At 58.8% G+C, this 18961-nt stretch carries 18 protein-coding genes; 10 read left to right on the top strand and 8 right to left on the bottom strand.

Going from position 1 to position 18961, the window contains the following annotated elements; all coding sequences use genetic code 11:
- Positions 1-68: 68 nt before the first annotated feature.
- The 3 genes from leuS to holA are packed head-to-tail and all read left to right on the top strand — an operon-like array spanning position 69 to position 4075.
- The gene (leuS, locus tag Q1A44_RS03380; RefSeq protein ID WP_299619654.1) at positions 69-2606 is read left to right on the top strand and encodes a leucine--tRNA ligase; all 2538 of its coding nucleotides are present in this window, start codon (positions 69-71) and stop codon (positions 2604-2606) included.
- A 3-nt stretch (positions 2607-2609) separates the two neighbouring features.
- Positions 2610-3077, top strand: coding sequence for an LPS assembly lipoprotein LptE (gene lptE, locus Q1A44_RS03375; protein ID WP_299619651.1), 468 nt, complete (start codon positions 2610-2612; stop codon positions 3075-3077).
- Positions 3074-4075, top strand: a complete 1002-nt coding sequence (gene holA / locus Q1A44_RS03370; RefSeq protein ID WP_299619648.1) for a DNA polymerase III subunit delta — start codon at positions 3074-3076, stop codon at positions 4073-4075. The genes lptE and holA overlap by 4 nt, the downstream gene beginning before the upstream one ends.
- An 89-nt stretch (positions 4076-4164) precedes the next feature.
- On the opposite strand, the gene Q1A44_RS03365 is transcribed toward holA, so the two are convergent.
- Positions 4165-5037 carry a hypothetical protein gene (locus Q1A44_RS03365; RefSeq protein WP_299619645.1) on the bottom strand — a complete coding sequence of 291 codons (873 nt, stop codon included), beginning with the start codon at positions 5035-5037 and terminating at the stop codon, positions 4165-4167.
- Entirely contained in the window at positions 4995-5204 is a 210-nt protein-coding gene (locus Q1A44_RS03360) for a DUF6471 domain-containing protein (RefSeq protein ID WP_299621358.1), read from the bottom strand. The genes Q1A44_RS03365 and Q1A44_RS03360 overlap by 43 nt, the downstream gene beginning before the upstream one ends.
- Positions 5205-5308: 104 nt before the next feature.
- Between Q1A44_RS03360 and Q1A44_RS03355 the strand changes: the two genes are divergently transcribed.
- Entirely contained in the window at positions 5309-6271 is a 963-nt protein-coding gene (locus tag Q1A44_RS03355; protein WP_299619642.1) for an IS1595 family transposase, read from the top strand.
- Between the two features lie 243 nt (positions 6272-6514).
- The gene (locus tag Q1A44_RS03350) at positions 6515-7309 is read left to right on the top strand and encodes a Bro-N domain-containing protein (RefSeq protein ID WP_299619639.1); all 795 of its coding nucleotides are present in this window, start codon (positions 6515-6517) and stop codon (positions 7307-7309) included.
- A gap of 537 nt (positions 7310-7846) precedes the next feature.
- Here the strand turns inward: Q1A44_RS03350 and Q1A44_RS03345 are convergent.
- Positions 7847-8278, bottom strand: coding sequence for a GFA family protein (locus Q1A44_RS03345; RefSeq protein WP_299619636.1), 432 nt, complete (start codon positions 8276-8278; stop codon positions 7847-7849).
- A 150-nt stretch (positions 8279-8428) separates the two neighbouring features.
- On the opposite strand from Q1A44_RS03345, the gene Q1A44_RS03340 reads away from it, so the two are divergent.
- Entirely contained in the window at positions 8429-9016 is a 588-nt protein-coding gene (locus Q1A44_RS03340) for a glutathione S-transferase family protein (protein ID WP_299619633.1), read from the top strand.
- Here Q1A44_RS03340 and Q1A44_RS03335 read toward each other — a convergent pair.
- The 4 genes from Q1A44_RS03335 to Q1A44_RS03320 all read right to left on the bottom strand — a co-directional run bounded on the left by Q1A44_RS03335 (position 9013) and on the right by Q1A44_RS03320 (position 14049).
- Positions 9013-10191, bottom strand: coding sequence for a TIGR03862 family flavoprotein (locus tag Q1A44_RS03335; RefSeq protein WP_299619630.1), 1179 nt, complete (start codon positions 10189-10191; stop codon positions 9013-9015). The two genes, Q1A44_RS03340 and Q1A44_RS03335, sit on opposite strands and share 4 nt — an antisense overlap.
- Positions 10188-11519 (bottom strand): mechanosensitive ion channel domain-containing protein, encoded by a 1332-nt coding sequence (locus Q1A44_RS03330; RefSeq protein ID WP_299619627.1) that lies wholly within the window; start codon positions 11517-11519, stop codon positions 10188-10190. The genes Q1A44_RS03335 and Q1A44_RS03330 overlap by 4 nt, the downstream gene beginning before the upstream one ends.
- Before the next feature lie 377 nt (positions 11520-11896).
- Positions 11897-13243: an aminotransferase class III-fold pyridoxal phosphate-dependent enzyme gene (locus Q1A44_RS03325; RefSeq protein WP_299619624.1), complete on the bottom strand. Its 1347-nt coding sequence runs from the start codon at positions 13241-13243 to the stop codon at positions 11897-11899.
- Positions 13240-14049 carry an IclR family transcriptional regulator gene (locus Q1A44_RS03320; RefSeq protein WP_299619621.1) on the bottom strand — a complete coding sequence of 270 codons (810 nt, stop codon included), beginning with the start codon at positions 14047-14049 and terminating at the stop codon, positions 13240-13242. The genes Q1A44_RS03325 and Q1A44_RS03320 overlap by 4 nt, the downstream gene beginning before the upstream one ends.
- A gap of 109 nt (positions 14050-14158) precedes the next feature.
- On the opposite strand from Q1A44_RS03320, the gene Q1A44_RS03315 reads away from it, so the two are divergent.
- The 4 genes from Q1A44_RS03315 to Q1A44_RS03300 are packed head-to-tail and all read left to right on the top strand — an operon-like array spanning position 14159 to position 18468.
- On the top strand, positions 14159-15106 hold the full coding sequence (locus tag Q1A44_RS03315; protein WP_299619618.1) for a tripartite tricarboxylate transporter substrate binding protein: 948 nt from the start codon (positions 14159-14161) through the stop codon (positions 15104-15106).
- Positions 15107-15158: 52 nt separating this feature from the next.
- Positions 15159-15698: a tripartite tricarboxylate transporter TctB family protein gene (locus Q1A44_RS03310; protein WP_299619615.1), complete on the top strand. Its 540-nt coding sequence runs from the start codon at positions 15159-15161 to the stop codon at positions 15696-15698.
- 12 nt (positions 15699-15710) lie between these two features.
- Positions 15711-17228 (top strand): tripartite tricarboxylate transporter permease, encoded by a 1518-nt coding sequence (locus tag Q1A44_RS03305; RefSeq protein WP_299621354.1) that lies wholly within the window; start codon positions 15711-15713, stop codon positions 17226-17228.
- Between the two features lie 10 nt (positions 17229-17238).
- Positions 17239-18468 (top strand): Tm-1-like ATP-binding domain-containing protein, encoded by a 1230-nt coding sequence (locus Q1A44_RS03300; RefSeq protein WP_299619612.1) that lies wholly within the window; start codon positions 17239-17241, stop codon positions 18466-18468.
- Here the strand turns inward: Q1A44_RS03300 and hpaR are convergent.
- Positions 18457-18894: a homoprotocatechuate degradation operon regulator HpaR gene (hpaR, locus tag Q1A44_RS03295; RefSeq protein WP_299619609.1), complete on the bottom strand. Its 438-nt coding sequence runs from the start codon at positions 18892-18894 to the stop codon at positions 18457-18459. The two genes, Q1A44_RS03300 and hpaR, sit on opposite strands and share 12 nt — an antisense overlap.
- Between the last annotated feature and the right edge of the window lie 67 nt (positions 18895-18961).

The following is an 18961-nucleotide window of genomic DNA, read 5'->3' as shown; positions in this document are numbered from 1 at the left end:
CCTTTCCACATTATGACAGCGCCGGGCCATCACGCCCGGCGTTTTCGTTTCAAACCAGGATGATCCCCATGGCCACCTATACCCCCTCCGAGATCGAAGCCCGCTGGCAGGCCGCCTGGGAAGAGGCCGGGATTTTCACCGCCACGCGCAGCGGTGACAAACCCAAGTATTACGTGCTTGAGATGTTCCCATACCCTTCGGGTCGCATCCATATGGGCCACGTGCGCAACTACACGATGGGTGACGTGATCGCGCGGTATAAGATGTCGACCGGTCACAACGTGCTTCACCCGATGGGCTGGGACGCCTTTGGGATGCCTGCCGAAAACGCCGCCATGGCCATCGGCGGCCACCCCAAGACCTGGACCTATGACAACATCGCCGACATGCGCGGCCAGATGAAGCCGCTGGGCCTTTCCATCGACTGGAGCCGCGAATTCGCCACCTGTGACCCCGAATACTACGGCCAACAGCAATCGCTTTTCCTCGACTTTCTTGAGGCTGGGCTGGTGTACCGCAAGAACGCCCAGGTGAACTGGGACCCGGTCGACATGACCGTGCTGGCCAATGAACAGGTGATCGACGGCAAGGGCTGGCGATCAGGCGCCGAGGTCGAGCGGCGCGAGCTGACACAGTGGTTTTTCAAGATTTCCGACATGGCGGGTGAGTTGAAAGATGCTCTTGATGGCCTCGACAATTGGCCTGCCAAGGTCCGCCTGATGCAGGAAAACTGGATCGGCGAATCGCGTGGCATCGACATCCCGTTCGTGCGCACCGACGGCGATGGCACAATCCTGTGCTATTCCACACGCCCCGACACCATGCGCGGCGCGTCTTTCATTGCCGTGTCCCCCGACCACCCCGTGGCCAAGGCACTCGAAGCTGAAAACCCCGACCTCGCCGCCTTTATCGACGAATGTCGCAAGATGGACACGACCGAAGCGGCAATGGAAAAGGCCGAGAAAAAGGGGATCGACACGGGCGTGCGCGTGAAACATCCGGTCTATCCAGACGTCGAACTGCCCGTCTGGATCGGCAACTTTGTCCTGATGGATTATGGCACAGGCGCAGTCTTTGGCTGCCCGGCCCATGACCAACGCGACCTTGATTTCGCCCGTAAATACGACCTGCCGGTGCAGAACGCGTTCTATTTGCCTGGCGACGAAACCGAGGTTGGAACCGAAGCCCTCGTGCCCGCCAAGACCGAAAAGGTCCATTTCATCGACCATTTCGCGGGCATCACCGAGGTCACAAGCCAAGAGGCCATCGACGCCACAATCGACTATTTCGAGGCGCATGACCTGGGCAAAGGGCAGACGAAATACCGCCTCCGCGATTGGGGCCTGTCCCGGCAACGCTACTGGGGCTGCCCAATCCCGGTTGTCCATTGCAATGACTGCGGTGTTGTGCCCGAGAAAAAGGAAAACCTGCCGGTCGTCCTACCCGATGACGTCACCCTCGACATCCCCGGTAACCCACTGGACCGGCACCCGACCTGGCGTGACACCCCCTGCCCCAACTGCGGCAAGGCGGCGAAACGTGAAACAGACACGATGGACACCTTCGTGGACAGTTCGTGGTATTTCGCGCGCTTTACCGCACCCCATGCCGACACGCCCACCGTCAAGGAAGATGCCGAATACTGGATGAACGTCGATCAATATATCGGCGGGATCGAACACGCGATCCTCCACCTTCTCTATTCCCGCTTCTTTGCCCGCGCGATGCAGATCACGGGGCACTTGCCCAAGTCAGCGATTGAACCGTTCGATGCGCTGTTCACCCAAGGCATGGTGACGCACGAGATTTACCAGACCAGCGACGAAAAGGGCCGCCCCGTTTATCACCTTCCCGAGGACGTCACTGACGGCAAATTGGCCGACGGCACAGAGGTGGAAATCATCCCTTCCGCCAAAATGTCCAAGTCCAAGAAAAACGTGGTCGACCCGCTGGGCATCATCGCAAGCTACGGCGCGGATACGGCACGCTGGTTCGTCCTGTCCGATTCGCCACCCGAACGTGACGTGGAGTGGACGGCGTCGGGGGCCGAGGCCGCCTATAAGCACTTGGCGCGGGTCTGGAACATCTGTGACCGGATCGGTGCAATGGACAAAGCTGCATCAGGCCAAGGCGACGATGATTTGCTCCGCGCGATGCACAAGACGATCAACGACGTGACGCTGGGTGTGGAATCCTTTGGCTTCAACGCCGCCATTGCCAAGCTTTATGGGTTCACCGCCACATTACAGAAATCCAAGGCAAGCCACGCCGCGCAACGCGAGGCGATCATGACGCTGGCCCAACTCATGGCACCCATGACGCCGCATCTGGCCGAGGACATCTGGGCGCATCAGGGCGGCGATGGCCTTGTGACAACGGCCCCTTGGCCGATCGCAGACGAAGCGATGTTGAAATCCGACACCGTTACCCTGCCCATCCAGATCAACGGCAAACGACGCGGCGAACTGACGGTCGACGCCGACCTCGAAAAGTCCGAGGTTGAAAAACTCGCCCTCGCGCATGAAGCTGTGACAAAGGCGCTGGACGGCGGCACCCCGAAAAAGGTGATCGTCGTTCCTGGCCGCATCGTAAACGTGGTGGTTTAACGCATGATCCGCATCTGTGTCCTGCTTGTGATCCTGGCTCTGACGGGATGCGGCTTTCAGCCGGTTTACGGTCCGGGTGGGGCAGGTGCGGCATTGCAAAACCGGGTAATTGTAGACCCACCCCGCGACCGCGAGGGGTTCCTTCTGGTGCGCCAGCTTGAGGATCGTTTGGGGCGCGCCGCTGATCCGGCCTACACGCTGAGCGTGGCGCTGGAACTCACGCAAGAGGATCGCGCGATTGATCCTGACGGCGACATTCGTCGCTTTCACTTGATCGGTACGGCGATCTATGAACTGCGCGAAAGTGGCACGGGCGACATCGTCCGGTCGGACGCGGTAAATAACTTTGTGGGTTATTCCGCCACCGGCACCACTGTCGCCACCCTGGCCGCCCAAAGGGATGCGCAGGAACGGTTGATGACGATCCTCGCCAACCAGATTGTGCAGCAACTGCAAGCGAGCCGCCTGTGAAGCTGTCCACCGGACAGGCCGCCAGCTATTTCGCCAAACCCGATCCCGATGCCGCCGGTATTCTCATCTTTGGGGCCGACGCCATGCGCATCGCGCTGAAACGGCAAGAAACGGTTGCTGCGCTGATCGGACCGCAGGGCGAGGAAGAAATGCGGCTCACCCGGATCGCCGCCAGCGATCTGCGCAAGGACCCGGCCCTCCTGATGGACGCTCTCAAGGCTATCGGCTTTTTCCCCGGCCCCCGCGTTGCCTTGGTCGAAGACGCGAACGAAACGGTGGGCCCGATCATAACGGATGCCTTGTCGGAATGGGCACCCGGCGACGCTCAGATCATCGTCACCGCAGGCGCCCTGAAACCCACCTCAAAACTACGCAAGGCATTCGAAGGTCATACAAAGGCCTACGCCGCGGCCATCTACGACAATCCCCCCACAAGGGACGAGATTGAGCGGGACCTGAGAACCGCAGGCATCCAGAACCCGCCACAAGAGGCGATGCACATGCTGATGGATCTGGCCAAGAACCTCGAACCGGGCGACTTTCGGCAAACGCTCGAGAAAATCGGGCTCTACAAACTGAACGACACGAACCCGCTCAACGCTGAGGACATCAGCAACTGTGCCCCCACCTCGTTCGAGGCAGATGTGGACGACGTACTGATGGTCGTAGGCGACGGACAGGCGGCGGCCATCGGCCCGGTGATGCAGCGGTTGCAAGCCCAGGGCGTGAACGCGGTCACGCTTTGCATCGGGGCCATGCGGCACTTCCGAACCCTGCATCGGGCAGCCATCGACACGACCGGCAGGCCGCAAATCTGGGGCCCAAACCGGGACAAGATGCTGTCCCAGGCCCGCCGTTGGGGGCCGCAAAAGCTCGAAACCGCACTGACTGTTCTTACAGACACTGACCTGCAACTGCGTAGCGCGGGCCAACACGCGCCAGCCCTCGCATTGGTCGAACGGGCCTTCATCCGCCTCGCCATGCTTGCCGCGCGGTGACGCTAGCCTTCATTGTTCCACAAATACTCGGCCTTATGTATCAAACGCACCAAGCGGTGTGAGCGATGATTAAGGCGTTACTGGTTGCGTTAGTCATTAAAGGTTTGTCTCACGCTGGATTTAGTGAGGGTTTGAAGCGTGCCGCCCTCTTTGAACATTTCACCATAAGTAAAATAGTCCGCCCTAATTTCGTCATCGGATCCAAAGACATCCTTGTATGTGATTTTCAAAGAGACAAAAAAGATACACTCTCCTGCCCGTATCTTTTGGATGATTCCGGCGGGGAACCGGCTTGGGAACAAAGTACTGAATGGCGAGGAAGGCCCTGTAACATCGCCAGCGCTCATTACGATCATTGTGGACTTTTTAGAGCAAAAATCGGTGACGTTTCGATGTATTCGACATTCCAAGCTAACTTGGATGTCGCTTGCTGGAGATTGTCCAAAATTATGGCAAACAACCACCGGAGTAATAGTGTCCTGAATCCCGTCGGTTACAACGCTAAGAATGGATACACTTTTGACGAAAAGATAAGCCCTGACTTGCTTTTGGCCGATTTCGAGGGCGATTTCGTTGGCGTTCCGTTGCAGGTTCAAGGTGTAAATGATCGCTCCGAGGCCCGCCACCCCCACCGCGCCAGTCACAAAAGTGAGCCACACAATCCAGTCGGTCGCATGGGCCATACGCTCTTGAGCGCGAAGATCATAATATTCATGGCGGGTGGGATTGCCTGGAGCATACTCTGGTTCCGCTTCGTAACTGAACGTGCCCCTTATGGCGTCTGGCACTTGCCATATGCGTTCGCCAGCATTTTGGCTTGGCTCATCGGCTGCTTGGCTATAATCGCAGGGTTGGTTTGGGCAGTAGTTTAGCCCTATTATCCAAACGATTGCGATAATCGCCAGCGCGCCGCCGACAATTAGTCCAAGTGCAAATGCTCCGTTCCTATAGCCGTCAGACATTGCAAAAAATACGCCGCTGAAAATTTACCACGACTCAACTTGTTGCGTACATTGGGTTCTTTGTCACCGATTAACTCTGCAAGCCGAGCGTAGGTAACGCCCTGTCGCTTTAATTCCGCCTTCAAGATGTTAGCTGCCTTGGCTTCCCAGTCTGTCTGATCCGGCATGATGTACCTCTTTTTGGATAAAGGCACTATAAATGTGATATTTGCCATTGTAAATCATACCTATACGTACTATATGTGTGATATAGGTAATCACGGTAGATACAATGGCCCAGCACTTCCTCCTTTCAGCAGCATCTCGGACGCTCTCCCTGCGTTCGATTTACAAGGCTGGCGAGGACGCGGCGTATCAGACGTTTTGCGAAATGCGCTGGCCCGAAACGGACGGCGAAGCTGTCTGCCCGTGCTGTGGTCACGATGAGACGTACAAGATCACCACCCGCCGCAAATTCAAGTGCAAGGCCTGCGCGCACCAGTTCAGCGTGACCAGCGGCACGATCTTTGCCAGCCGCAAGATGGACTTTGTAGACCTGCTGGCGGCGATCTGCATTATCGTGAACGCGTCCAAGGGCGTATCCATGGTGCAGCTTTCCCGCGATCTGGATTGCCAATACAAAACCGCTTTTGTGCTGGCCCACAAGCTGCGCGAAGCGATGGCGCAAGAGGTCCAGACGGGTGAAGTGCTGAGCGGCCATGTCGAGATTGATGGCGCATACTTTGGCGGTCACATCCGCCCTGAGAACGCCAAGGCAGACCGTGTGGACCGCCGCAAGAAAGAACACCAGACAGGCAAGCGCCGCGTTGTTATCGCCATGCGTGAGCGTGAGGGCCGCGTGCTGCCTTTCGTGGGGCAGTCTGAGGCCGAAGGCGTTGCGCTGGCCAATGACAACGTGGACCGCATGGCCACCATGTCAGCCGACGAGGCCAGCCATTGGGATATGCTGCACGCGGGCTGGGATGTAGAGCGGGTGAATCACTCTGAGATTTACAGCGACCACGGCAAGCACACGAACATGGTGGAAAGCTATTTCTCACGCTTGCGCCGGATGGTGCAGGGCCAGCACCATCACGTTAGCCCGCAGTACCTTTACCAATATGCCAATCATGCCGCTTGGCTCGAAGACAACCGCCGCACTGACAATGGCACATTGCTGCAGATCGTGGTCAGCAATTCCATGGCTGCACCTGTTTCCCGGCAGTGGAAAGGTTATTGGCAGCGCGCGGCGTGAGAACACAAAAAGAACACGACTTCTGTGGACTCAGATGTGACCTAGGGTTAATATGCTGATTTAGTGGGTTGGACCGGGACGCCCTACCACAGTTTGTCCCGGCCCAAGAAATCTGAAATCAGCGCCGCAGCGCGTCCTCCCACTGATTTGTATCCTTGGTCTAGACCCTTTTTGTGGTGCTGGTCAAGCGGACAAGCTGCGGCAAAGCGTCGGAAAGGACGTTGCCATGAGCAATTTGGGCCTGTGGGGCCGGAAAAACGCAACGCTGCAAATCGCGTTGCAATGCAGCTTTCAATGCAGGTGTTTCATTACGAGGAAGATGAAACTGACTTCCGAGTTTTTGACAGAAGTGGAGAGCCTTGGTTTGTCCTGTCAGACGTGGCGCGCAAGATCGGTGTTAAGAATACATCTGATCTAGCTAGTCGATTGGACGACGATGAGAAGGGGGTCGCTACAATCGATACCCCTGGTGGCCGTCAACGAGTGCGCATCATCAACGAGTCAGGTCTCTATTCTGCGATTTTGGGTTCATCCAAACCGCAAGCAAAGCGGTTTAAGAAGTGGGTCACGAGCGAAGTCCTCCCCTCCATCCGTAAGACTGGATCGTATGGCGGCAAGGTCCCAGCATTTATCAAAAGGTTTAATGCAAACTGGGATCGTGTTCCATCTTCTCACTTCTCAGTTATTAACGAGCTCGTTTATCGTCTATGGGGGCGTTTGGAGATGGTGGGCCACACAATGGCGGATCGTGCGCCAAACGGTAAGCAGAACCGCCCAGATGTGAGTGTAGGGCGTCGATTTGCAGCTTGGCTGGATGAATTCCATCCAACTGTTTGCGCTGATTATCAATACTACCCACACAAGACCGATGAGTGGGAGGGTGATGCGCGCATGTATCCGCGCTCTATGCTTCCGCTGTTTCTAGAATATGTCGACGATGTCTGGATACCGGAGCACGCTCCGGAATACTTCAACACGCGCGACCCGGCTGCACTTCCATACCTTCCGCAGCTTCTCCCCAAGCCCGACGCAGCCTAAGTGTTTTGCTGGCCCTTCGGGGCCAGCTTCCACAAACACCCATCTGGCCCAAAGCCCCTATCAATCAGCCCTACCTTGCGCATTTTCCAAAGCACTCGATCTACGCGCGCATAGGCCACGTCTGGCGGTATCTCTGGCCTACGGCTGGCAACATGCCTCACAATGTCCTTACGCAGCTTAGGGCCATCCCTGAGTGCGTCCAACACCATTGCGCGCGATTGCCCCTGACCCGCTGCACAGGCGCGCCTAGCTGGCATTACGCGGGGCATATCCACGCCACGCATCACCAGCAACGCTTCCACATGCGCCAGACCGTCCAGATCGCGCCGTATGATCTGTTTCCGAAGTGCCAGTAATGCGCCATTAATTGATTTGTCTTGCATCCCCGCATTATGGATTCGCGCGGGCCAATTGTTCAGGTAGATTATTGGTGCGTTTGATACATAAGGCCGCAAATACTCCCGGGGGAGGTCGAAGGCCGGGGGCGGAGCCTCACTAAAACAAAAAATGGTGTCGCGCGCATGCGCGTCCTTTGGATCACGTCGGTGGGGCGGCGAACATCGCCTCGACCTCGGCAGCGGTCATCTTATGAGTCTCTTGGGCAAAGCTGTAGCCATCCGGCTTAAGATCCGAATAGAGCTCGCCCGTCAACGGCACGCCATCCGCCTTGTCCAGTACACCCAACCCAATGTGAACCTCACCCTGCATCGGGCCCTGGGCCGTCACGCGATAAAACAGGCTGCTACCGCAATTGCTGCAAAACGCCCGCTCCGCCCAGGGCGACGAGGTATAGACGCGCATCGCGTCCTCACCTGTGATTTCCAAGCCGCCCGCAGGCACACGCACGCCCAGAAAAACGCCCCCCGACCACTTCCGGCACATCCCACAGTGGCAGGCACCCGTCTCTTCGACGGGGGATGTAACGGTCAGGCGCACCGCGCCGCAGACGCACGAACCAGTCTTTGACATTTCCGAACCTCCTTCTTGATTGAGCATCTGCAGGATGGCTTGGAGTAGTGACAGTTTTTGACAGGATACACGATCGCATCACACGCGTATTGCCGTTGTGCACTCCGCTTTTGGATGCAATCTTGGCTCTATCGCAGATCGGAGAGCCCTATGTATCGCGCCATCGGAACCGTCAAAAGTCGCGCCTTTCGGGTGCTCTGGATGCTCGAAGAGCTGGGGCAAGATTATGACCTCATTGCCGCCGCCCCCCGCTCAGACGAAGCACGAAAATACAATCCGTTGGGTAAGATCCCCGCACTTGTGGATGGCGACGATGTGTTGACCGACAGCGTCGCCATCATGACCTATCTAGCCGACAAACACGGCGCTTTGACTGCGCCTGCGGGCACCCCCGCCAGGGCCCAACAGGATGCCATGACCCTTTGGTTGGTCGACGAGATGGATGCGCTGTTGTGGACGGCTGCCAAACACAGCTTTGCCCTGCCCGAAGCGATGCGGGTGCCTGACATCATTCCGGCCTTGCACAAGGAATTTGCCAGAAACGCCGAAGGTTTGACCAAACGGCTAGGGGATCAGGAATTCTTGATGGGCGACGCGATTTCTGTCCCCGATCTTTTGGCAGTGCATTGCCTTGGCTGGGCCTTTGGCGCGGGGTTCCCCGCCCTGCCCGATCCGCTCAAGGCCTATTCCAAACGCTTGCGCGCGCGTCCGGCCTTTCGCGCCGCTGCCGCCCGCTAGGCCGTCAGATACGACACTACGCTTCGTCCGGCATGCCGACCAGTGGCCAAACAGGCGGTTAGCAAATAGCCTCCTGTCGGCGCTTCCCAATCCAGCATTTCGCCAGCGCAGAAGACCCCGGGCAATGCCCGCAACATCAGGCCTGCATCCACCGCCTCGGGTGGCACGCCCCCGGCAGTCGAGATTGCCTCGTCCATCGGGCGCAGACCCGCGTGGCGCACTGGCAGCCCCTTGATGACTTTCGCCAACGCCGCTGCATCCGGTGGCAGGGGACGCGCCCATTCGTTCAAAAGCGCCAGCTTTACCGGGTCGAGCTTGAGCACTTTGCGCAGATGATTGGCTTGGCTGGCCTTGCCGCGCGGCTTGGAAAGGCGATTGATTACGTCGCCCGCACTCAGATCAGCAAGCAGATCAACGCGCAGGTTCGCCCCCTCGCGGACACCTCGTGATACCGAGTAGATACCGCCACCCTCCAGCCCTTGGGCGGACAAGACCGCCTCGCCGCGCGACTGAAATGCACCGGCGTGCCAGGCAACACCTTTGACCGGTTTACCCAAATGGGTCGCCATATGCGCTGACCAATCCACCGCAAGGGCCGCATTGGACGGCGCAAAGGGGGCCATTGGCCCCGCATGCTCTGCCAGGACCCTGGCCCAAGCCCCGTCCGAGCCCAATCGCGCCCAACTGGCCCCACCCATGGCCAGAACAACCGCATCGGCGGCAACCCTTTGTTCGCCATCTATTGTGTCAAAGCACAGTTGACCACCCTCCCAACCGGTCCACCGCCAGCGCGTCTGCCGTACAACCCCTAGCCCGTCTAATCGGGCCAGCCAGGCGCGGAGCAATGGCGACGCCTTCATCGCCTTGGGAAAGACCCGGGCTGTCGTGCCTGTAAACATCTGCTGGCCCAACCCTTCGGCCCACGCAACAATCGCGGCGCTGTCGAAACCGGCCACGGCGGGGCGCAACCACTCTGCCCGCTCGGCATAGGCGCGCAAAAGCCCTTCCAATGGCGTGTCATGGGTCAGGTTCAGGCCAGATTTCCCGGCCATCAGGAACTTGCGAGCCACCGACGGCTTTGCGTCATAGACAGTTACGGACAACCCGGCTTCGGCCATGACCTCGGCCGCTGCCAGACCAGCAGGGCCGCCTCCGATGACGGCGACCGTCTTCACTCGGACCGCGTGCGCAGTTCACCGGTCAACTCAACCGTGCGATGCGGATAGGGGATCGTGATGCCATTGTCCTTCAGCGCATTCCAAATCAGGAACAACACATCAGACGTATATTTGTTCGGGCCATCGTCGATGCCGTTCACCCAGAACTCCACCGCGAAATCAATGCCGCTGTCGCCAAAGCCCCGCAACTCGCAATCGGGCGGATAGGGGGCATCCAGTACCTCGGGATGCTTGGCCACTGCTGCCTCGATGATTGCCGGAACGGTGTTGATGTCGGTATCATAACTGACAGAAAAAGGGGCCTCGTAGCGGTTGGCAGAGCCGGAATCAGAGTAGTTGACCACCCGGGTGGTTATGAAATCCTCGTTCGGTACAACGATCCAGCGGCCGTCATAGGTTTCCAGAATAGCGGCGCGCGCCGTCATCTTGACGATAATCCCGGCCTCACCCCCATCCAGCTCGACATAATCGCCCACTGTCGCCTGCCCTTCGACCAGCAGGATCACGCCCGAGATAAAGTTCGACGCGATCTTTTGCAGGCCAAAACCAAGACCCACACCAATGGCGCCCCCCAGCACGGCCAAGGCCGACAGGTTGATCCCCATGATGTTCATCAACACCAGAAAGGCGATGCCAAAGATCAGAAATTCAACAGCCTTGGCCACCAATTGGCGCAAGGAGGGGCGCATCTCTGCCTGCTTTTGGATGAAGTCGGTGGACTGGCTGTTGGACCATTTGCCCAGCCAGAAAATCACGCCGGCAACCACAATGAATTGCAACATCCACAGCAAGTTGAACGACAGATTGCCCAGCGGCACAACGGTCGCTTCCAATTGCGCTGCTGCGACACCCAAAAGGTTCAGCGTGTAGAGCGCGGCCACCGGCAGGATCGCGTAACGGCCCAGAAGTTTGAGGAATGGATCGGTGAGGATGTCCCGCACCAGCGCCCGCACCGCCAAAAACAGGAACACGCGCTTGCCAAATGCGATGACCGCGCCGCTATCAAAGATGGAGCGGACGACGCTTTCACCAATCCCTGTCAAAACATAGGCCATCAGTGGCATCACCAGGGGCAGGAATTGCGCGACGAACCGTCGGGCCTGCGCGATCATTCCGTCGCTTTCGCCAGGGTCCAGCAACCGGGCCAGGACAGGGCTGAGACGCCGGGTGGCCAAAATTGCCAGAACATAGGCCACGATCAGCAGCCCAAACTGGGACCAGGCCGCCGGGCTTAACAGCCAGGACTTTGCGATCTCCCACCCTTGTAGGGCAAATCCCACGGCGGTCTGTACAATCTCGGGCTGGCTGGCCAGATCAAACTCCACGTGTCACCTCTTGTCCCATTTAACGCGCGACCCCCATTGTCACGGCACGGCCCTGATCTGCAAGTGATCATGTTGTGCCAGCCAAGCGTTCAAACGTGGGGAGAGAGCGGCAAAACGAACAAACGCCGCTCGGTTGAAACACGCGGGAGGAGGTGCATGTACAACCAAGCGGCGTTGCTCTTCACGTATCCAGCCGGTCCTTCTGGGCCAGACAGGCGGCTTTGCCACAGTTCGATATTTCCCCGAAGTCCTCGTTCGATCAAACTCCTTTTGGTGCATTTGCAGAAAAAATTGCTGCGACGCAGAAGATGCTTAATTTGTGACCGGAATTTAATGGGCAGAGCCTTGGAAAGCACCGTCAGGGGAATGATGTCGGCTCACACCGCCGCGAATCCCGCATCCAGTGCTGCCAGGATCGTGGACGCATCCTGTTCCGTCAGCACCAAAGGAGGCGACAGTATCAGGTTCGCGCCAGATACCCGGATCATGGTGCCGTTCTGATACGCCACCTCTTGGATCGTGGCGGCTGTGGCCCCGTCGATGGGGGCTTTGGTGACGCGGTCACTGACCATTTCAATCGCCGTCATCAGGCCATGGCCACCCCGGACATCGCCGATGATCGCGTATTTTTCCTGCAAGGCGAGGCACCCCTGATACAGCTGCGTGCCTCTGGCCGCCGCATTCCCGACCACGTTCAGGCGCTTGGTTTCCGCCAGACAGGCCAGGGCCGCCGCCGCCCCGACAGGGTGGCCGGAATAGGTATAACCATGGCCGATCTTTGCGCTTGGGTTGTCCTCGAACACCTCAACCATCTTTGGGCCCAGCATCAGCGCACCAAAGGGAAAATAGCCATTGGTGATCGCCTTGGCGGTACACATCATGTCAGGTTGAATGCCCCAAAGCCGAGCACCAGACCACGCGCCCGTGCGTCCATAGGCTGTGATAACCTCGTCCGTGATCAGCAGAATACCGTGTCGGTCACAGATGTCGCGGACCATAGGCGCAAAGGTCGGATGCGGCGGGATAACACCGCCCGCGCCCAAAATCGGTTCCATGATCATGGCGGCAATGGTGCCTGCGCCTTGAAAGGCAATCTCATCCTCCAGTGCTGCAACACAAAGTTGCGCCAGCTTGGCGGGGTCACTTTCGTTGAAAGGATTGCGATAGGTATAGGGCGCCGGAATGTGGAAACAGCCGGGCATCAGGGGCTCATAGGCCGTGCGGAAGTTGGCGTTGCCGTTGACGCTGGCACCACCAAAGTGCGTGCCGTGATAGCCCTTCTTGAGGCTCAGGAACTTGGTCCGGGCCGGTTCGCCGCGCAGCTTGTGATACTGGCGGGCAAGGCGCAGAGCGGTTTCCACCGAATCCGATCCACCCGAGGTAAAAAATGCCCGCTCCATCCCATCCGGGGCAAAGAAATCGGTCAACTCATAAGACAGCTCAATCGCGGCGTCATTGGAACTGCCTCGAAAGGTCGAGTAATAGGGCAGGCGGTCGAGCTGTGCCGAAATCGCGGCCTTCACCGGGGCGCAATCGTAGCCCAGATTGACGTTCCACAGACCACCCACTGCATCAACGACGGTATGGCCGTCGATGTCGGTGATGGTGACGCCGCGCGATTCGGTGATGATCTTGGGCGGATTCTCGACACTGTCTTGCGGCGAGGTCATCGGGTGCCACATCAGCCGCCCGTTACGCTCTTTGAGGAAGTTTGAGTCTTTCATGTGGATGGCTCCAGTTCCTGAGGCTGCGCGAGGGTCGCGGCCCAAGCCGCCTCGACGCTTGCGGGCACGGTGCCGCCCCAATTTCGGGTGATCGCGCGCGCGGCGATGATCAGGTGGCTTTTTATGATCTGCTCCAGTTCCGGCGTGAACCGAGAGGCGACACTGGCTGTGGAGACCGCCCCGGCAAAGAGCCCGGTTTGATCGAACAAGGGCACACCGAGGCTATAGACATCATCCTCGAAACTGCCGGTTGAGCGTGCAAAACCGCTGGACTGGGTGACCTCCACCCGAGTGCGCAGATCCTGCGGATCAGTCACGGTTGTCTCGGTAAAGGCGGTCAGGGACCCCGCGGCCACATCCATCAAGGCAGGCGAGCCAAAGGCCAGCGCACAGTGGCCCGACGATGTGGCATGCAACGGGAAGGTATCCACATCCATGATCACGCGAATGCTGTGCCGGGGCGATTCGACGGCCTCAAGTGTATAGAGCGTCTGACCAGACAGGACCGAAACATGGGACGTCTCGCCCGTCGCATCGGCAAGCACGTTCAACGGGGCCTCGACGCCCGCGCTGCGTGGCACGGTCACCTCGCGGATCTGGGCCAGCTGCAACAGTCTGGGCCCCAGGCGATAGTTCTTGGTCAGCGGGTTTTGTTCTACAAATCCAGCGCCTTCAAGGCTTTGCAAATGGCGATAGGTCGTCGCCTTGTCGCGATCCGCTAGACGGCACAACCGTGTCAGCCCGATCTCGGGCCGGTCCACGGTGAAATAGGTCAACAAATCTAAGGTTTTCGATGCCGACGACATGCGCGTGCTCTTTGCCAATTCAGAAAAAGTTTGACAGGTTTTGCTTAACATGAAAACCTTTTTTTAGAAACAAGGGTTCACAATATGAACCACTACTGGGAGAGTGTGAATGTTCAATATCAAGACATCCGTCACCGCGATGGCCGTAGCCATGGCAGCCTTGACTGGCGCCGCCCAAGCGGAATACCCCGAAAAACCCGTAGAATTTGTGGTGCCTTGGCCTCCCGGCGACCTGGAGGACGTGCTGACCCGCATGATTGCCGAAGATTTCCAAGAGGCTTATAGCGTACCCGCCGCAGTGGTGAACAAGCCCGGAGGTGGCGGTGGCCCCTTCCCAGGAGCCATATCGGTCGCGAATGCGCCCGCGGACGGCTACACCATCGGCTCTTTCATCATTGCGATCCCTGTGGTCGGGCCTCAGATTGGCATTCCCGAACTCAACCCTGACCCGTTCATCCCGCTGGGCAATTTCCTGACTTATCCGTTTGTGATCGCGACATCGGGTGATGCGCCTTACGGCACGATGCAAGAACTGGCCGCCCACGCACAGGATAATGATGTGGTGCTGGGCCACTTTGGCGCGCCACTTGTACCGACCCAGGTGACATTTGGCCTGGCCAAGAACATGGGGTTCAGCTTTGCGGGCGACGCCGCTTTTGATGCGCTGGATTGCAATACGCTGGCATCAGGCGACGTGGACGTGATCAACACCACGCTTCAGTTGATCCTGCCCTGTTTGGACGATGTGAACGTGCTTGCCTCTATCGGGTCCGAGCGTATTCCTTTGACACCCGACGCCCCCACAGTGGCCGAGCTTGCGCCGGACCTGAACGTGGCGCTCTGGAATGGTTTGTTTGTGCACAAGGACACGCCGCAGGATGTTCAGGACAAGATCATCGCGGTCGCTCAAAAGACGGTAATGTCAGAGCGCGCGCAGACACTGGCGGCCGAAACCGGCGCGTCCGTGTATTGGCAGCCTGCGGCGGAGGTGGTCACGCAAATCCAGACGGATATTGAGACGCTTGGCAATATCGACAAAATGCTCAGCGGGAATTGATCCCCGAGGGTCGGGCCAAATGGTCCGATCCTTTCCCGTCAGGAGCGTTCCCTTGTCCCGCGTCAAAACCCTACAATCCCTGTTCAAACGATACCGCCGCCCGGGCGACATTGTCTTTGCCTGGGTGGCGCTTTTGGTATCGCTCTATCTGCTGAGCCAAATCATGGATCAGACTAGCTGGCGCAATGGGGACAAACTCTTTGCCCAACCCCGGTTTTGGCCCGCCGTGTCGCTTGTTGGGATGGTCTGCTTTGCGGCGCTCCACCTGCTCGGCTCTGCGCTGTCCGAACGGATCCATGGCCGCTGGCAAGAGGTGGGCCTGTGGCTCGCCGCCTTTGAGTTTGCGGGCTGGTTCATCGCTTATGCCGTCGCAGTGCCCTATGCGGGTTATCTGCCCTCAACGATCATCTGCGCGATCCTTCTGTGCTGGCGAATGGACTATCGCAGCCGCAAGGTGCTGGGGGCCGCCGCGCTTGCCGCCCTGATCATCGTCGTCCTGTTCAAATCGTTCTTGCAGGTCAAGCTGCCCAGCGGTCTGGTCTATGAGGTGCTGCCCGACGGGCTGCGCCAATTCATGCTGACCTATTTCTGATCGGGGCGTATGTTGGAAAACCTCATCGCAGGATTGGAAATGCTGGCCCGCTGGGACGTGATGCTGGCGCTGTTCGTCGGCTCTATTGGGGGAGTGATGATCGGGGCGATCCCTGGTGTGGGCCCGGCGGTGGCAATCGCGATCCTGCTGCCTGCCACCTTTTCACTCGATCCGATTGTGGGGCTGACGATGCTTTTGGGCATCTATGGCTCGTCCATGTATGGCGGCGCGATCCCTGCCGTTCTTATCAACACACCCGGCACCGCCGTGAATGCGCTGACCTCTTACGACGGCTACCCGATGACCCAACGGGGCGAGGCGCATCGCGCTGTCTCACTGGCCTATAGTGCATCGTTCTGGGGCGGCATCTTTGGCATCCTGTGCCTCATCCTGCTGTCGCCGTTGTTGGCCCTCATCGCACCCATGTTCGGCAGTCGCGAGATTTTCCTGGCCGCCCTGTTGGGCATTATCCTGGTGATCCTCGCGCATCGCGGCCAGATCTTTGCCGCCGGGATGCTGGCCATGTTCGGCATATTTCTGCAAACCGTGGGCCTGGATGCTGTGACCTACACACAGCGCTACACCTTCGGTTTCAGCTTTCTCAGTTCCGGTATCAACCTGATCGTTGTGGTGCTGGGTCTCTTCGCGCTCAGCCAGGCGTTTTTCCTGCTGACCGGCCCAGATACCAGCCCCGATGCCAAGCCCGTTACAGGTCGGATGTCCGCCGGGATCAAAGAGTTGATGGGGCACAAACGGGTCGCATCCGTCGCCGCAGGTTTCGGTGTGATCTTGGGCATGATCCCTGGCACGGGCGAATTCACGGCCCAGTTCATGAGTTACACCTACGCCCAAAAGACCTCTGAAACGCCCGAAGCGTTTGGCAAAGGCGCGCCCGAGGGTCTGGTTGCATCGGAGGCCGCCAACAACGCAGTGCCTGCTGCCGCGATGATCCCACTGCTGGCGCTTGGCATTCCCGGTGAGGCCCTCACCGCCATGATGCTGTCGGTGTTCTACGTCCATAACGTCATCCCCGGCCCTCAGCTTTTCCAGAACAACATCGACCTGGTCTATGGCCTGTATTTCGCGCTCATTGCGTTGAACGTGATCGTCTTTGTGTTCTTGCTGTTCTCGACCAACCTCATGACACGGATCATCCGGGTGCCCACACGGTTCCTGGGCGTCATGATCCTGCTTTTGTCCTTTGTCGGGGTCTATTCGCTGCGCAATTCACTGACGGATTGCATGATTGCGGCGGGCTTTGGCGTGCTGGGCCTGATCCTCAAACGGTTGAACCTGCCCATCGTGCCGATCATTCTCGGCATGGTCCTGGGCGGGATCATGGAGGTCAAGCTGCGTTCCGCCCTGCCCCGTCTCAAGACGCCCTGGGACATGATCGACCGGCCCATCGCCTTTATCCTTTTCGTGATGATCCTGCTTGTTTTGTTGCTGCATTTGCGGACCCTGTTCAAAGAGATCCGCGCGCCGCACGAGGGCGCAGATCACGATCTGCACGACAGTCAGCAACGATAGGACCGCCATCATGCCCGACAAAACCATCCTCATCATTGGCACCTATGACACCAAAGACGCAGAGCTTGGGTTTCTCGCCGATGTGATCCGAGGTCAGGGTGGACAGGTGGTGACGATGGATGTGTCGGTGCTGGGCGATCCGTCTAAGCCCTGTGACCACTCCAAACATGACGTGGCCGAAGAAGGCGGCAGTTCCATCGCAGCGGCAATAGCGGCGGGCGACGAAAACCTCGCGATGCAGATCATGGCGACCGGGGCGGCGCTACTGGCGTCGCGCCTGTACCAAGAGGGCGCGTTTGACGGGGTGATCGTTCTGGGCGGTACCATGGGCACCGATCTGGCGTTGGACGTGTGCAGCGCTCTGCCCCTTGGCGTGCCGAAATACATTGTCTCAACCGTTGCATTCTCCCCCCTGATCCCGGCCGAACGGTTGGCGGCGGACACCCAGATGATCCTCTGGGCCGGGGGGCTCTATGGGCTGAACGCGGTCTGCAAGGCCTCGCTGAGCCAGGCAGCGGGCGCGGTTCTGGGGGCCACGCGCGCGGTGATACTGCCGGATGCAGAAAAGCCCCTGATCGGGATGACATCGCTGGGCAAATCGGCGCTGAAATACATGGTGCCGCTGAAACCCGCGCTGGAGGAACGCGGATTCGAGGTTGCTGTGTTCCACGCCACGGGTATGGGCGGGCGCGCGTTCGAAAGCCTCGCGGCGCAAGGCGCTTTTGCCTGCGTCTTTGACCTTTGCACACAAGAGTTGGGGAATCACATCCATGGCTCCAACATCTCTGCCGGGGCCGGGCGGCTAACCCATGCGGGCAAGGCGGGCATTCCGCAGATCGTCGCCCCCGGTTGCTATGACCTGGTGGATATCGTGGGTTGGCAGGCCTTGCCCGACAAATGGGCGCATCACCTCAGCCATGCACATAACCGCCTACTGTCCTCCGTTGTTCTGAACCACGATGAACGGCGTGCCGTCGCCCGCGCTCATGCCGCGCAACTGTCGCAGGCCAAAGGGCCGGTTGCCCTGCTCTTACCCCAGCATGGCTTTGGGGAGTGGGATCGCAAGGGTGCGGACCTGCATGACCAAGCGGGGCTAGAGGCCTTCCTGGCCGAGCTGAACACGTGCATTCCTCCCAATGTCGATGTGCATAGCATCGACGGACATATCAACGATGCGATCTTTGCCGAAACCGCATTGCGGGTCTTTGACACCTGGCGCGATCAGGGCCTAATCGGGTGAATTGGGATCCAGACGGGCCAGCAAGTCCAACAGCGTCTCGTAATCCTCCGCCCCCAGCTTGGCTTTGAACTCGGCGACGATCTGCGCCGAATGGCCTGCATTGTCGTCGATGATTTTCTGACCGGCCGCAGTAATTTCGATGAATTGCCGCCGCCGGTCCACATCATCGCGTTCCTGGGTGATCAGCCCCTTGCCGCGCAACGTGGTCGCGATCCGGGTCAGGCTGGGAAACAGCAGGCTCGACCGGTCCGCGAGGGTCTTGGCATCCAGACGGCCGTATTCCGACAACACTCGCAATACGCGCCACTGCTGTTCCGTAATCCCCGTTTCGCCCAGCATATCCCGGATCGGCAGCATCACCCCCTCGCGGGCACGGATCAAAGCGATGGGCAAAGACCGAGAGGTAGAGGGCAGTTTCGGGGCCATGACAGCGGGCTTTCCTTGGCAGTTTCGGGGTCCCGGCGGTACGCCAAACTTGACAGAGCGCCGACCT

The sequence above is a fragment of the uncultured Tateyamaria sp. genome, from assembly GCF_947503705.1.
Lineage (GTDB): Bacteria > Pseudomonadota > Alphaproteobacteria > Rhodobacterales > Rhodobacteraceae > Tateyamaria.
This window is presented reverse-complemented; position numbering and strand designations above follow the sequence as displayed.